This is a genomic window from Alistipes sp. dk3624, assembly GCF_009557455.1.
Taxonomy (GTDB): domain Bacteria; phylum Bacteroidota; class Bacteroidia; order Bacteroidales; family Rikenellaceae; genus Alistipes_A; species Alistipes_A hominis.
Genome location: NZ_CP045651.1, coordinates 1651979 through 1666781, shown reverse-complemented (window position 1 = coordinate 1666781; position 14803 = coordinate 1651979). Strand labels below are relative to the sequence as shown.

The 14803-nt window shown below is 55.2% G+C and carries 10 protein-coding genes; 9 read left to right on the top strand and 1 reads right to left on the bottom strand.

The features are described 5' to 3' along the window. Positions 1 to 146 precede the first annotated feature (146 nt). From GFH31_RS07155 to GFH31_RS07115, 9 genes are all read left to right on the top strand, one after another. Positions 147 to 1154, top strand: a complete 1008-nt coding sequence (locus tag GFH31_RS07155) for an NAD(P)H-dependent glycerol-3-phosphate dehydrogenase (RefSeq protein WP_055203583.1) — start codon at positions 147 to 149, stop codon at positions 1152 to 1154. Between the two features lie 32 nt (positions 1155 to 1186). Continuing rightward, the gene (locus GFH31_RS07150) at positions 1187 to 2530 is read left to right on the top strand and encodes a glucose-6-phosphate isomerase (protein WP_101573560.1); all 1344 of its coding nucleotides are present in this window, start codon (positions 1187 to 1189) and stop codon (positions 2528 to 2530) included. 218 nt (positions 2531 to 2748) lie between these two features. Beyond that, complete coding sequence (locus GFH31_RS07145; protein WP_055203068.1) at positions 2749 to 3750, top strand: class II fructose-bisphosphate aldolase; 1002 nt, start codon at positions 2749 to 2751, stop codon at positions 3748 to 3750. 207 nt (positions 3751 to 3957) lie between these two features. After that, positions 3958 to 4728, top strand: a complete 771-nt coding sequence (locus tag GFH31_RS07140) for a menaquinone biosynthetic enzyme MqnA/MqnD family protein (protein ID WP_118457920.1) — start codon at positions 3958 to 3960, stop codon at positions 4726 to 4728. 70 nt (positions 4729 to 4798) lie between these two features. Beyond that, positions 4799 to 5749, top strand: a complete 951-nt coding sequence (locus tag GFH31_RS07135) for a CorA family divalent cation transporter (RefSeq protein WP_055203071.1) — start codon at positions 4799 to 4801, stop codon at positions 5747 to 5749. 31 nt (positions 5750 to 5780) lie between these two features. Next, positions 5781 to 7220, top strand: a complete 1440-nt coding sequence (locus GFH31_RS07130; protein ID WP_228385732.1) for an NfeD family protein — start codon at positions 5781 to 5783, stop codon at positions 7218 to 7220. Between the two features lie 174 nt (positions 7221 to 7394). Next, a complete protein-coding gene (gene rpsO / locus GFH31_RS07125; protein WP_055203075.1) occupies positions 7395 to 7667 on the top strand; it encodes a 30S ribosomal protein S15 in 273 nt (90 codons plus the stop codon). Between the two features lie 132 nt (positions 7668 to 7799). Continuing rightward, on the top strand, positions 7800 to 9929 hold the full coding sequence (pnp, locus tag GFH31_RS07120) for a polyribonucleotide nucleotidyltransferase (RefSeq protein WP_101573554.1): 2130 nt from the start codon (positions 7800 to 7802) through the stop codon (positions 9927 to 9929). A 264-nt stretch (positions 9930 to 10193) separates the two neighbouring features. Beyond that, positions 10194 to 11780, top strand: coding sequence for a tetratricopeptide repeat protein (locus GFH31_RS07115; RefSeq protein ID WP_228385731.1), 1587 nt, complete (start codon positions 10194 to 10196; stop codon positions 11778 to 11780). 401 nt (positions 11781 to 12181) lie between these two features. Here GFH31_RS07115 and GFH31_RS07110 read toward each other — a convergent pair whose 3' ends face one another. Continuing rightward, positions 12182 to 14617 carry a sugar-binding domain-containing protein gene (locus GFH31_RS07110; protein ID WP_153497708.1) on the bottom strand — a complete coding sequence of 812 codons (2436 nt, stop codon included), beginning with the start codon at positions 14615 to 14617 and terminating at the stop codon, positions 12182 to 12184. Positions 14618 to 14803 lie beyond the last annotated feature (186 nt).

Genomic DNA, 14803 nt, shown 5'->3' with positions numbered 1-14803 from the left:
GGTCCGTAAAATGAAGTTTTTGGTCGCCGGGCGGTGGCGTTGCGGTTCCGGGTGCGATTTATGCGGCTGTTTCCGGATAAAACGGCTCCGGAATAGCGAAAATTTTAAATAATTTGTAAATTTGTGGTCTGAAAGCGAATAAAATCATGGCGTACAACATCGATCGGAACGCGCGGTGTGCGGTGGTCGGTCACGGCAGTTGGGCTACGGCTCTGGTCAAGATACTTCTCGAAAACGAACGGAACGTCGGCTGGTACATCCGCAACCGGGATGTCCTGGAGCATGTGCGTAAGCACGGGACCAACCCGCGCTACCTGCGGGACGTCCGTTTCGATCCGGGGAGCCTGCACCTGTCGGACAGTCTCGACGAGGTGGCGCGCGATGCGGAGATCGTCGTGCTGGCAGCTCCGTCCGTTTACCTGAAAACGACGCTCGAACCCCTGACCGAACCGCTCGGCGATAAATTCATCGTCTCTGCGATCAAAGGCATCGTTCCCGACGATCTGATCACGGTGGCCGAGTACGTCAACCGCCGGTACGACGTTCCGTTCGATCAGATCGGGATCGTGTCCGGCCCGTGCCATGCCGAAGAGGTGGCGCTCGAACGGCTCTCCTACCTGACGGTCGTTTGCAAGACGCTCGAAAACTCGCGCATCCTGGGCGATAAAATTCGGACCGATTATATAAACGTCGGTCATTCGACCGACATATACGGCATAGAATATGCTTCCGTGCTGAAAAATATTTATGCGATTGCGGTCGGGATCGCGGTCGGCCTCGGTTACGGGGATAATTTTCTGGCCGTGCTGATTTCGAACGGGGCGATGGAGATGTCGCGTTTCATGTCGCAGACTTATCCCAGCAACCGGAATACGTTCGCATCGGCTTATCTGGGCGACCTGTTGGTTACTTCCTATTCGCAGTTCAGTCGCAACCGTCGGTTCGGACTGATGATCGGCAAGGGCTATTCGGTGCATTCGGCGCAGATGGAGATGAGCATGGTGGCCGAAGGGTATTACGCGGCCGAATGCATTATGAAAATCAACCGGCAGCGCGGCGTGGATATGCCGATTGCGCGGATGGTGTACGACGTTCTCTATGACGGCGCTTCGCCGTCGGTCTCGGTCGGCCGGTTGACCGGACGGCTGCTGTAAAGGCATGTAAAATCCATCAAAACATAATTATCATGAGTATTATTAAAGTTTCTATCGACAAAATCTACGGGATTCTCGAACCCGTGGATCTCGAATTGATAAAAGAACGGGTCGAAGTGTCGAACCGCATGTTGTCCGACGGCAGCGGCGACGGGAACGATTTTCTGGGGTGGGTGGACCTGCCCGAGCAGATTACCCCCGCCCAACTGGACGCCGTTAACGATTGCGCGAAATCGCTGGCTTCGCTGGCCGAAGTGATCGTGGTGATCGGGATCGGGGGCTCTTACCTCGGGGCGAAAGCCGTGCTGGAAGCCATGAGCGATCCGTTCCAACTGTTGCACAAGAAACAGGATAAGCCGATCGTGCTGTTCGCCGGGCAGAATCTCAGCGAGGACTACCTGTATGAGCTGCTGGCCGCTACGAAGCCGTACAAGCTGGCTGCCATCGTGATCTCTAAGTCCGGGACGACGACCGAGCCGGCCGTTGCTTTCCGGATCGTCAAAGAGGAGATCGAGACCCGTTATGGCAAGGCGGAAGCCGCCAAACGGATCGTTGCCGTGACCGATGCCAAACGCGGCGCACTGCGGACGCTGGCCACGCAGGAGGGCTACGCTACGTTCGTGATTCCGGACGACATCGGCGGACGCTATTCGGTGCTGACGCCGGTCGGCTTGCTGCCGCTGGCCGTTGCCGGAATCAACATCGGCGAATTGGTGCGCGGCGCGCAGGATATGGCGAAAATGACGGCTGCCGACGTTCCGTTCGACGAAAATCCGGCCGTTCAGTATGCGGCTGCGCGGAACGCGTTGTACAAAAAGGGGTATAAGATCGAGATACTGGCCAGCTACGATCCGAGGCTCCAGTACGTGTCCGAATGGTGGAAGCAGCTTTACGGGGAGAGCGAAGGGAAAGAAGGCAAAGGTATCTTCCCGGCCAGCGTGACGCTGACCGCCGACCTGCACTCGATGGGACAGTATATCCAACAGGGCGAACGCACGCTGATAGAGACGGTTATCAGCGTCGAAAAGCCGCGGCACAGTCTGAAGATCGATTCCGATCCGGATAACCTGGACGGACTGAACTACCTGGCCGGCAAACGGATCGGCGAAGTGAATCTGATGGCCGAGATGGGGACGATGCTGGCCCACGTGGACGGCGGTGTGCCGAATATCCGGATCGAAATTCCCGAGTTGAACGAGTACTACCTCGGCGCCCTGCTCTACTTCTTCGAAAAATCATGCGGTATCAGCGGTTATACGTTGGGCGTCAATCCGTTCGATCAGCCGGGCGTGGAGGCGTACAAGAAGAATATGTTCGCGCTGCTCGGCAAGCCGGGTTACGAGGACGAGGGCAAATTGCTGCGTGCCCGGTTGTAAGTCCGCTGCGGATTCGACGAACGGGAATTTTAAATTTTTTTACGAAACTCGTCGGATTGCGCCGGAAAATGATTAAATTTGAAACCCGGATCGGACGGAATCGACCGGGAAAGCGTCCGGATGCGATTGCGCCGGACGGACGGTCGGCGCAACGACGTTGCGAGGCGGCCGCCGTAAACGGAGAATTTCCGAATTTGTTAACCTAAAAATAAGTTGTCATGGTAAATTACAAAGATTTGGGTCTTGTGAACACGAGAGAGATGTTTAAAAAGGCCATCGAGGGCAAATACGCCATCGCTGCATTCAACTTCAACAACATGGAGCAGATGCAGGCCATTATTCAGGCTACCGTCGAAACAAAATCGCCGGTGATCCTGCAGGTGTCGAGCGGTGCCCGTAAGTATGCCAATCAGACCCTGCTTCGTTATATGGCTCAGGGTGCGGTGGAATATGCCAAGGAACTGGGTTGCGCTCATCCGCAGATCGTGCTGCACCTCGACCACGGCGATTCGTTCGAACTCTGCAAGTCGTGCATCGACATGGGTTTCTCGTCGGTGATGATCGACGGTTCGCACCTGCCCTACGAAGAGAATATCGCGCTGACCAAGAAAGTGGTCGACTACGCGCACCAGTTCGACGTGACCGTCGAAGGCGAGCTCGGCGTACTGGCCGGTATCGAGGACGACGTGAAGGCCGAACACCACACCTACACCGAACCCGACCAGGTAGTCGATTTCGTATCGCGTACCGGCGTCGATTCGCTGGCTATCTCGATCGGAACGTCGCACGGCGCCAATAAATTTACGCCGGAGCAGTGCACCCGCGACGCCAACGGCGTTCTGGTTCCGCCCCCGTTGCGTTTCGATATTCTTCAGGAGATCGAAAAGCGCATTCCTGGCTTCCCGATCGTGTTGCACGGATCTTCGTCGGTTCCGCAGGATCTGGTCGCCGTTATCAACAAATACGGCGGCGCGCTGAAAGATGCGATCGGTATTCCCGAAGAACAGCTCCGCAAGGCTGCCGAAAGCGCCGTTTGCAAGATCAACATCGACTCCGACGGCCGTCTGGCGATGACCGCTGCCGTTCGTGAAGTGCTGGCTACCAAGCCGGCCGAGTTTGACCCGCGCAAATACCTGGGCCCGGCCCGCGAAAGCCTGAAAAAATTGTACGAACACAAACTGATTAATGTACTGGGATCGGCCGGCAAAGTTCAATGCTAACCGTCCGTCCGTTTCGACCCCGAGACGCCGTCCATTGCGGACGGCGTCTCTTTTTTTTGTCGCCGCGCCTTGTACATTGCCGTTTTTTGGTTACCTTCGCGTCACGGGAAAGTGGTTTGTCACCGAGAAAGCACTCTGCCAACAGCCTGACCCGCATCCGTTTGAAGGCGGTGCGGATATTGTTCAACGAATTTTGAAGCTGTATGGATGATGATGCGGAACCGAATAGTTGCGGTATCTTACCTCAATACCATACCTTTTATATATGGTATCGAGCATGCGGGAATTGACCTGTATGCCGATCTTTTGCTCTCCCCGCCCCGGGGATGCGCTTCCCTGTTGCGCGACGGCGGCGCGGAAATCGCGCTGATTCCCGTAGCGGCCGTCCCGTCGATTCCCGATATCCGCATCGTTACGCCGTTCTGCATCGGTGCGAGCCGTTCGGTTCGCACGGTGGTGTTGGCGGCTGATTCTCCGCTGGATCGGCTCGATACGATTTATCTCGACAGCCATTCGCTGACTTCGGTGAGATTGGTGCGCATCCTCGCGTCGAAGTTGTGGGGGATCCGTCCCGAATGGAAAGAACTGAAAGATTTCTCTGCACTGAACGCTCCGCAGCCGCGGACGGGGTATCTGATCATCGGCGACAAGGTGTTCGACCATGAGGAAAAGTTCCGGTATCGTTACGATCTGGCCGACGCATGGCGTGAAATGACGGGGCTTCCTTTCGCTTTCGCGGCGTGGGTGGCGCGTTCCGGCGTGGACGACCGGACCGTCGAACGGCTCGCCGAGGCGCTCGATTACGGCGTCCGGCACATTCCCGAAGCGATCGCTTGTTACGGTTACGGCGACAGAAGTTATGCTTACGATTACCTGACGCGGAATATCGATTTTGTTTTTGATGAGCAGAAGCGCCGTGCGACGGCGCTTTACTGGCAGGAGGGCAGGAAGATCGACCCTCCGATCAATCCCGGATGAACTTCCGGTTGACGCGCCCCCGGAGGGGACGGAAGCGACCCGACTATTCACCCTCTAAAGCTCAAGAACAATGATTACTATTTACCTGAAGCAATATAACAAAATCGTTCGCAACGCGGACGTCAGGCTTTTCGACGATCTCGGTTACGACGATATTTTGTGGATCGACCTGCTTTCTCCGACGATCAAAGAGCAGAAAGCCGTGGAGAACTTTTTGGAGATCAACCTACAGACGCGTCAGCAGGTCGAGGAGATCGAGAGTTCGTCCAAATATTCGGAAACCGAGAATGCGATCATCTGCAATTCGAACTTTTTCATTCCGAATCCCGAGGCGTTCAGTATCGAGCCCGTTTCGTTCATCATTACCGAAGGCGTGTTGGTGTCGGTGCGCACCAGCGAATTCAGGACGTTTACCGAAAGCGCGAAACGGCTGCAGATGAACTACCGGGCCTACTCGACCGGCTACCACCTGCTGATCTCGATCCTCGAGGTGCGGATCGATTTCGATGCCGACCTGGTCGAAGCCCTGGCCAAAAACATCGCCACGCTGAGCAAAAACATGAACCTCAGCGAACATATCGACAAGGAAACCCTCAAGCAGATCAGCCACATGCAGGAGAATACGATGTTGATCCGCGAAAACATCTTCGACCGGCAGCGTATCCTGTCGGGCATCCTGCGCAGCGAACGTTTCCCGAACGACATCTATCCGAAGCTGCAACTGATGATCAAGGACGTCAATTCGCTGATCAATCATGCCGATTTCAGTTCCGAACGGCTCGACTACATGCAGGATACCGCGCTCGGTCTGATTAATATCGAACAGAGTAACGTGACCAAGATCTTTACCGTCGCCGCGCTGTTTTTCATGCCTCCGACGATGATCGCCAGCATCTACGGAATGAATTTCGAGAGCATCCAGGAGTTGCGCTGGCAGTACGGCTATGAGTTCGCGCTGGGGCTGATGGTGCTCGTGTCTGCGCTTACGTACCTGTTTTTCCGGTGGAAGAAATGGCTTTAGGAGTGTCCGAAATATGAACTTTACAGTCTTCATGCCTATGAGAACAAACCGGATGAAATACGTCGGGATCGTTTTGGCGCTGTTGCTCGGGACGTTTTCCGGGCGCGCGGCCGATTCTACGGGGCGGAAGTTGGTCTATACCTTCCCGATCCGCGAAGACATCATGCCGTCGGTCGAACGGCTGACCGGGAAATGCCTCGCGCAGGCGGACGAGATGGGAGCCGACCTGGTGGTTATCCAAATGAATACGTACGGCGGAGTCGTCGCGGCGGCCGATTCGATCCGCACGATGCTGCTCAATTCCCGGATTCCGGTATGGGTGTGGATCGACAACCAGGCCGCTTCGGCCGGCGCGTTGATCGCGCTGGCGGCCGATCGCATTTACATTCGTCCGGGCGGCAATATCGGCGCCGCGTCGGTGGTCGATCAGCAGGGGCGGCCGATGCCGGACAAGTACCAGAGTTTCATGCGCGCGACAATGCGGTCGACGGCCGAAGCCCACGGCAAGGTCGTGGAGCGGGTAGACGGAACGGATACCGTCTGGCGCTGGCGGCGCGATCCGGCGATCGCCGAAGCGATGGTCGGGACGACCGCCGGGGACAGTACGACGGTCGGCGTCCTGACGCTGACGGCCGACGAGGCCCTCGCCCGGCATTACAGCGAAGGCAAGGCCGTTTCGGTCGCCGAGGTGCTGTCGAATGCCGGAGTCGTCGATTATACGCTTCATGAATACAATCCGACGACGCTCGACCGCGTGCTCGGCTGGTTGATGAACCCGTTCGCGCAGGGAATTTTCATCATGCTGATCGTCGGCGGGATCTACTTCGAGTTGCAGACCCCCGGAGTGGGTTTCCCGCTGGTTGCCGCCGTGCTCGGAGCCGTGCTTTATTTTTCGCCGCTTTACCTCGAGGGGATGGTGCAGAATTGGGAACCGATCCTTTTTGTCGTCGGGCTGCTGCTGATCGCCGTCGAGATTTTCGTGCTGCCGGGGTTCGGCATTGCGGGGATCGCCGGGATCGTGGCGGTTGTGACGGGGCTTGCGTTCGCCGCGATTGACAACGATGTTTTGCGGCACGTCTTTTCCGGAGAACTGTCCGCCGGGCGGATCGTCCGGCCGTTTCTGGTCGTTATCGTCGGTTCCGTCGCGGCATTCGTCGCCGCGCTTTATTTCGGCCGCCGTTTTTTGACGGGCGATTCGCGGTTGCGCAGCCGGATCGTGCTGACGACCGACCTGACTCCCGAACAGGGTTATGTCGGCCACCGGTTGCCGCAGGACGGCCTGGTCGGCCGCACCGGGACGGTCACCGCCGTTCTGCGTCCGTCCGGAAAGATCGTGCTCGACGGGATTTATTACGATGCGGTCGCCGAAAACGGACTTTTTATCGGACGGGGCGAAAAAGTGCGGGTCGTACGCGTCGGGAACGGGCAACTCTATTGCAAACAGGACTTTTCAGACCCTTCGGAATCCTGAAACGATCTCCCCTCGGTCGCCGAAAACGGATTTTCTGTAAAAAATGCGATCTTTCTTTGATTATTAGTTGGTTGCTTCGTAAAAAAACGTTAGATTTGCAGTCGCTTTGAGAAGACTCTCTTTTGAGGAAGGAGGGTAGCCAAGGCGGAATACAAACCTTTTAAATTCAAAACAATGGGTTATTTAAATGCAGACAAAAAGCAGGAGCTTTTTGCAACCTACGGAAAGTCTAATACCGACACCGGTTCTCCCGAGAGCCAGGTAGCGTTATTTTCTTACCGTATCAACCACCTCACCGAGCACCTCAAAAAAAACAAGAAAGACTTCGGTACGCAGCGCTCGCTGCTGCGTCTGGTCGGAAAACGCCGTCAGCTTCTTGATTATTTGAAAAAGGTTGATATTGAAAGATATAGAGCCGTAGTAAAAGCTCTGGAACTCAGGAAGTAATTTTCCGGGTTACCGACGGAATAGGCTGCCCTCTTGTAGGGCAGCTTTATTCTCATTAAAACGGTTCTTTTTCGGAGAGTGCGGATTGCCCGTTGAATTTAGTTTTTCATAGACACTTAGAAGGATAAAAACATGTATAATGCAACACAAAAGGTGATTTCATTGAGCGGAGGTCGCGAGATAATCATCGAAACCGGAAAATTAGCAAAACAAGCCGACGGTTCGGTTGTTGTCAAACAGGGCAACACCATGTTGCTCGCCACGGTGACGGCAGCCAAAGAGGCTAAGGACGACTGCGATTTTATGCCGCTGTCGGTCGAATACAAGGAAAAATACGCATCCTGCGGTCGTTTCCCCGGCGGGTTCCTGAAACGGGAAGGCCGTGCGTCGGATTACGAAATTCTCGTATCGCGTTTGATCGACCGCGCGCTGCGGCCGCTGTTCCCTTCCGATTTCCATGCGGAAGTATTCGTTACCGTCAACTTGATTTCCGCCGATAAAGATATCATGCCCGATGCGCTGGCCGGGCTGGCCGCGTCGGCTGCGCTGGCCGTTTCGGACGTTCCGTTCGGCGGCCCGATTTCCGAGGTGCGCGTGTCGCGGATCAACGGGGAGTTCGTGATCAATCCGACGTTCTCGCAGAACGCCGACGCCGATCTGGACATCATGGTGGGCGCTACGATCGACAACATCCTGATGGTCGAAGGCGAGATGAAAGAGGTGTCCGAAGCGGTCATGCTCGACGCCATCAAATTCGCTCATGAAGAGATCAAAAAGCACTGTGCCGCGCAGATCGAACTTTCAAAAGAGTTGGGTAAGGACGTGAAACGCACCTACTGCCACGAAAGCAACGACGAGGAATTGCGCCAACAGGTGATCGCCGCCACGTACGACAAAGCTTACGAGATCGCGAAGTCGATGACTGCGAAACACGAGCGTTCGGAGAAATTCGATGCGCTGGAAGCCGAATTCGAAGCGCAATTCAGCGAAGAATTCCTGGCGGAAAAAGGCGCATTGATCAAGCGTTATTTCCACGATGACGTGCTGAAAAAAGCGATGCGCAACATGATTCTCGACGAGGGGATACGTCTGGACGGCCGTAAGACCACCGAGATCCGTCCGATCTGGTGCGAGGTGGATTACCTGCCCGCGGCGCACGGTTCGGCTGTTTTCACGCGCGGCGAAACCCAGTCGCTGACGACTGTAACGCTCGGGACGAAACTCGATGAGAAGCAGATCGACGACGTGCTCGTGAAAGGCACCGAACAGTTCGTGCTGCATTATAACTTCCCGCCGTTCTCGACCGGCGAAGCGCGTCCCGCACGCGGCCTGTCGCGTCGCGAGATCGGCCATGGCAACCTGGCATGGCGCGCGCTGAAGCCGATGGTACCGGTGGGCGAAGAGAATCCGTACGCCGTTCGCGTCGTATCCGATATTCTGGAATCCAACGGTTCGTCCTCGATGGCTACCGTGTGTGCCGGAACGCTGGCGCTGATGGATGCCGGGGTGAAGATCAAGAAACCGGTTTCCGGGATCGCCATGGGGCTGATTACCGACGCCAAAACCGGAAAATACGCCGTGCTGTCCGATATCTTGGGCGATGAAGACCACCTCGGCGACATGGACTTCAAGGTGACCGGTACCAAAGACGGTATTACCGCTACTCAGATGGACATCAAGGTGGACGGTCTTTCGTACGAAGTGCTGGCCAATGCGCTCGAACAGGCCAAACAGGGCCGTATGCACATTCTTGGCAAGATACTTGAAACGATATCCGAACCGCGCGCCGAACTCAAACCGTTCGTTCCGCGGATCGAGCAGATCGTGATCCCGCAGGAATTTATCGGTGCGGTGATCGGCCCGGGAGGCAAAGTGATTCAGGAGATTCAGAAGACGACCGGCACGACGATTACGATCACCGAAAAGGACGAAAAGGGATACGTGGACATTTTCGGCGAAAACAAGGAGGCTCTCGAAGCGGCTATGGCCCGTATCAAAGGGATCGTGGCGATTCCGGAAGTCGGCGAAATTTACCGGGGAAAGATTCGTTCGATCGTCGCTTTCGGCGCATTTGTGGAGATCATGCCGGGCAAAGACGGTCTGCTGCACATCTCCGAAATCGCCAACAAACGTTTCGAAACGATGGAAGAAACCGGCCTGAAGGAGGGCGATATGATCGAAGTCAAACTGATCGGTGTTGATCCTAAAAATGGCAAGCTGAAACTTTCGAAAAAAGCTCTTTTAAAGTCTGATAAACAATAGTTTGATGACTGATATCCTACCCAGGGGAGGTATCGGGTTCAAAAATAAGTCGATTTTTTAATTGTTATTTAAAATATATTCTTATTTTTGCGGATATCAACTATGGCGTTGAGGATTAATAGATTAAAACCAGAGATAAACAATTAATTAATTTTTAAAGCACTGATTATGAAAAGTTTAGTAAAAAGTTTCATGCTCGCTTCTTTAGCAATACTGCTAGCCAGCTGTAATTGCTACAACAAGATGTTGAAAAAAGTGGACAGAGTGAGTGTGTCTGCAACGCCTGCCGTGCTGACCCTGAAGGGTAGCAACGTCGTTACGGACGTACGTGTTGATTTCCCTGCTAAGTACTTCAACAAGAAAGCCGTACTGAAGGTTACTCCGGTTCTGGTATTCGAAGGCGGAGAGTTGGTAGGTACTCCCAAATTCATCCAGGGTGAAAAAGTAAAGGATAACTACACCGTTATTCCTTACAAGACCGGCGGTTCCTATACGCAGGCCGTGTCGTTCCCGTACGACGAACGCGCTAAACTTTCGACCCTCGAACTGCGTATCGAGTCGAAGTGCTCAAAAGGCTGCAAAAAACGCAAGGAATTTACTCCGTTTGCAGCCATCCCGGTTGCCGAAGGCGTAAGCACCATCCAGGCTCTGGCTGACAATGCCGCTTACCTGTCGATCATGCCCGACAACTTCAAGAGAGTGACCACCATTTCTCAGAATGCCGAAATCATGTACCTGATCAACAAATCGAACGTTCGTCCGGGCGAGTTGACCAAGGATCAGGTGAAGATGTTCGAAGCTTTCGTAAAAGAGTACTCGGACAAGGATCGCGCTACGCTGGGTAACGTATATGCAAAAGGTTACGCTTCTCCCGACGGCCCGGTTAAGTTCAACGACGAACTGTCGAAGGCTCGTAGCGAAAGCGGTCAGAAAGCCATCAGCAAAACGCTCGAAAGCGTAAACCCGAAATACGATATCGCCGCTTACGGTGAAGACTGGGAAGGTTTCAAAGAACTGGTTTCTGCTTCGGACATCAAAGACAAAGACCTGATTCTGCAGGTTCTGGCCATGTACGACAATCCGGTGAAACGCGACGAAGAGATCAAGAACATGACTTCCGTATTCGATGTGCTGGCTAAGGAAATCCTGCCGCAGTTGCGTCGTACGAAGCTGATCGCCGATGTGGATATCGAAGGCCGCACCGATGCCGAGATCAAAGAAGCTGCCGCTTCGAACATCGACGTACTGAGCGAAGAAGAGATGCTGTATGCCGCTACGTTGACCGACGATGCCGCTGCCCAACTGAAAGCTTACCAGGCTGCCGCTACCAAATACAACAGCGTTCGCGGTTACAACAACGCAGGTGTGGTTTATGCGCGTGCCGGTAAAGTTTCTCAGGCTAAAGCCCTGTTCGAAAAGGCTGCAGGTATGAGCAAAGATGCCGCTATCACCAACAACCTGGGCGTCGTAGCCCTGATGAGCGGTGACGCTGCTGCGGCTCAGAAATATTTCGCTGCTCTGAATACGGCCGATTCGAAAGCCAACATGGGTCTGGTTAACCTGGCAGAAGGAAACTATGCCGAGGCTGCCAAAGCGCTGAGCGGTTACAACCTCGCAGTCGCTGAAGTTCTCAACGGCAACCTGTCGAAAGCAAAATCGCTGCTGTCGAACGAAAAATCGGCTGAAGCCGACTACCTGAAAGCAGTTATCGCTATGCGCGAAGGTAACTCTTCTTCCGCTGTTGCCAACCTGAAGAGCGCTATCGCCAAAGATCCCGCTATGAAGGCTCAGGCTACCAAGGACGTCGAGTTCTCGAAACTGTTCGGAACGACCGAGTTCCTCGCTTTGTAAGAGAAACTTACGGATAAAAAACGAAGGCCTCCCCGCTGTCGGGGAGGCCTTCGTTTTTTATCCGTGAATGTCTATGTGAGTATCCGGGAATAAAGGGACGAAGAAGTTCCGAGAGGGGCGTGCCGATGGATCTGGCGGGGGATGCGGATGTTTTGCGTATGGTCTCGGTTAAGCGTCGTTTGGGGCTTGTCGGGGGTATTCCGACGATCCGGTTTCCGTTCCGGCGAGAGCAAACGGGCGGTTTGCGACGACGGTGCGGAGAAGCGTCGTGTGTTTTCGGACGGATCTGTATATGGGCAATGTTTCGGAAAGACGTTTCGAAGAGAAGGCTGCGATTTGCAATCGCAGCCTTCTCTTTTACTCGAAAGAACATTTGCCGGGAGAATGTTCGTCCGGCAGATTTAGATCTCGGCTTCGGCTGAAATCAGTCCCGGGGAATCGAAGGTCGCTTTCACGGCGGCGGAATCCGGTTTTAAGTAGACGACCATGCGTCCGCCCGAGCAGCGTCCCCGTTCTGCGGACGCGTATTTGAGGCCCTGCGGGTCGTATTGATTGCCGTTATCGAATCCGAGCAGGCGTTCGGACGGGATGTTTCCAGGGGTAATCTCCGCCTCGGAATCGGGGATACGGATTCCTTCCTTGTCGACGACGCAGAGTTCTACTCGGATAACGTCGTCGTAGCGAAAAATGCGCGATACTTCGACCGCATATGGCTTCCCGGCCGTGAGGAGCCGGTGTTCGGCAACCTTTTTCCCTTGCCTGTAACCGGTTGCCGAAATCGTGCCGGCTTTGAAGGGGACATTCCACAGAGCGTAATAGTCGTTCCGCCCGACCGGCTTCCGGCCCAGGCTGCGCCGGCCGATTCGGAGCTCGACTTCGTCGCAGTTCGAGTAGGCGTAAACTTCCAGGGTGTCCTGATCCCGCCCCTGCCAGTTCCAGTGGTCGGCTACGTTGCGCGGACTCCAATCGAAATCGCGGTCGGGGCCCTGGCGGACGCCGATATGGACGACGGGTTCGTCCGACCAGTAGCTTTTGCGCAGGTAGTATTCCGGTTTCGGGAAGCCGGCGATATCGAGCATTCCTTCGTCCCAGCCGCGGTAATCCGGCCACACGATTTCGCCGAGGTAGTCGTAGCCCACCCAGACGAATTCGCCGATCGCGCCGGCGTTGTCGCGTATCGATACGTGGTTGCGGGTTTTATGATAAGTCTCCGTGCCGAGCAGGATGCGGTTCGGGTAACGGGCGTGTTCGGCGGCGTACAGGCTGTCCGGATGGATGCGGTCGATGTAGTTGTAACCCGCGATGTCGAACTGATCCATAAAGCCGTAAATATTGGCTCCGACGAAGAAGTCGCAGGCGGCGGTTACCGGCCGCGTGGGGTCTTCCTCACGGGTGATGGCTTTCAGCTTTTGTGCGATTTCGATTCCCTGGATGCGCTGGTTCGGAATTTCGTTGCCGAGCACGTACAGCGCGACGCACGGGTGGTTCCGGTCGCGGCGGATCATTCTGCGCAGGTCGGTTTCGCCCCACTGATCGAAATAGAGGTGGTAGGTATAGGGCATTTTTCCGTACGAACTTTCCGAATAGCCCCATTCCTGCCCGCGGTTCCATTCGTCGAAAATTTCGTTCGACACGTAAAAACCGAGCGAGTCGCACAGATCGTAGAATTCGGGCGCGAACGGGTAATGGCTGAGCCGAACAGCATTACAGCCCATCGCTTTCAGCGTTTCGAGCCTTTCCTGCCATACCCCGAGCGGTACGGCGCTGCCGAAACAGCCTACGTTCTGGTGCAGGCATACCCCCTGTAGTTTGACCTGCCGGCCGTTGACTTCCATACCCCGTTCGAGCGAAAACCGGATCGTACGCACTCCGACCGGATAGCTTACCCGGTCGGCCTCGCGGCCGTCGTAGGAGATCGTACCGACCAGTTTATAAAGGTAAGGGGTCTGGTCCGACCACAGATGCGGGCGGTCGATTTCGATTTGTTGCCTTAGATCGGCTTCGCTGTAATCCCCGATCCGATGTTTGGTTGAAACCCGTTTTACTTCCTGGCCGTCTGCGTCGTAGAGGATCGAAGTGAGCGTGCATTCTTTCTGCACCCGGTTGTTGGCGTCGGTTTTCGGTGCGGCGTCGGCGTTGCCGTCGCGCAGCCAGACGTACAGCGACTTATTGTCGGTCCAGGTAAACCGTGTCTCGGGGTAGTTGTGGTTGATGACGTGGTAGTTGATTTCGATTCGGGCCCGTTCCGCCGAAACTTCCGGAGTCGTGATGAAAACGCCTCCGTCGGTAAAGTGCATCTGCGACGTGACGATCAGGTGAACGTTCCGGTAGATGCCCGATCCGGTGTACCAGCGCGACCCGGGTTGCAACGAATTGTCGACGCGGACGGCGAGCACGTTCAGCGTATCGCGGCGGACGAAAGGGGTGATGTCGTATTCGAACGAATTGTACCCGTTCGGGTATTCGCCGACCATGCGGCCGTTGATCCATACCTGGGATTTCATGTAGACGCCGTCGAAACGGACGAAAACGCGGTTTCCTTCGGAACCGGCAGGGGCTTCGAAGGAATGCCTGTACCAGCCGGTTCCGCACGGCATGAAGCCGCCTTGCGGCCCGCTCGGATTCCGTTTGTCGTAAGCGCCTGCGATGCTCCAGTCGTGCGGCAGGTCGAGCCGTTGCCAACCGCTGTCGTCGAAGGCCGGTTCGCCGTACGTCCGGTCGTCGTCCAGCGTAAAACGCCAGTTACGGTTGATATCGATGATTTCACGGGCTTCTGCGGGAAACGCCGCAGGCAGCGCGGCGGCCAGCAGCAGGATCGATCGGTAAATTCGTTTCATCGTGTCGGTTTTGGGTTGTTTAAAATCGATGCAAGTTAACGATTCGAAGATAAATTACCAAAGCCGATGCTTCACCGGGATTTGCAAAAGGAGGATCGCGCCGAAATTTTACGGCTGGACGGATCGCGCCCGTCGGGTCTGACACGGCACAAAATGAATCGTACGAAACCGACGGTTCACCGAATG

Bases quoted from the DNA above. Each gene is read 5' to 3' on its own strand.
- GFH31_RS07155 (WP_055203583.1), top strand. From the start codon at position 147: ATGGCGTACAACATCGATCGGAACGCGCGGTGTGCGGTGGTCGGTCAC.
- GFH31_RS07150 (WP_101573560.1), top strand. From the start codon at position 1,187: ATGAGTATTATTAAAGTTTCTATCGACAAAATCTACGGGATTCTCGAA.
- GFH31_RS07145 (WP_055203068.1), top strand. From the start codon at position 2,749: ATGGTAAATTACAAAGATTTGGGTCTTGTGAACACGAGAGAGATGTTT.
- GFH31_RS07140 (WP_118457920.1), top strand. From the start codon at position 3,958: ATGATGATGCGGAACCGAATAGTTGCGGTATCTTACCTCAATACCATA.
- GFH31_RS07135 (WP_055203071.1), top strand. From the start codon at position 4,799: ATGATTACTATTTACCTGAAGCAATATAACAAAATCGTTCGCAACGCG.
- GFH31_RS07130 (WP_228385732.1), top strand. From the start codon at position 5,781: ATGCCTATGAGAACAAACCGGATGAAATACGTCGGGATCGTTTTGGCG.
- rpsO (WP_055203075.1), top strand. From the start codon at position 7,395: ATGGGTTATTTAAATGCAGACAAAAAGCAGGAGCTTTTTGCAACCTAC.
- pnp (WP_101573554.1), top strand. From the start codon at position 7,800: ATGTATAATGCAACACAAAAGGTGATTTCATTGAGCGGAGGTCGCGAG.
- GFH31_RS07110 (WP_153497708.1), bottom strand. From the start codon at position 14,617: ATGAAACGAATTTACCGATCGATCCTGCTGCTGGCCGCCGCGCTGCCT.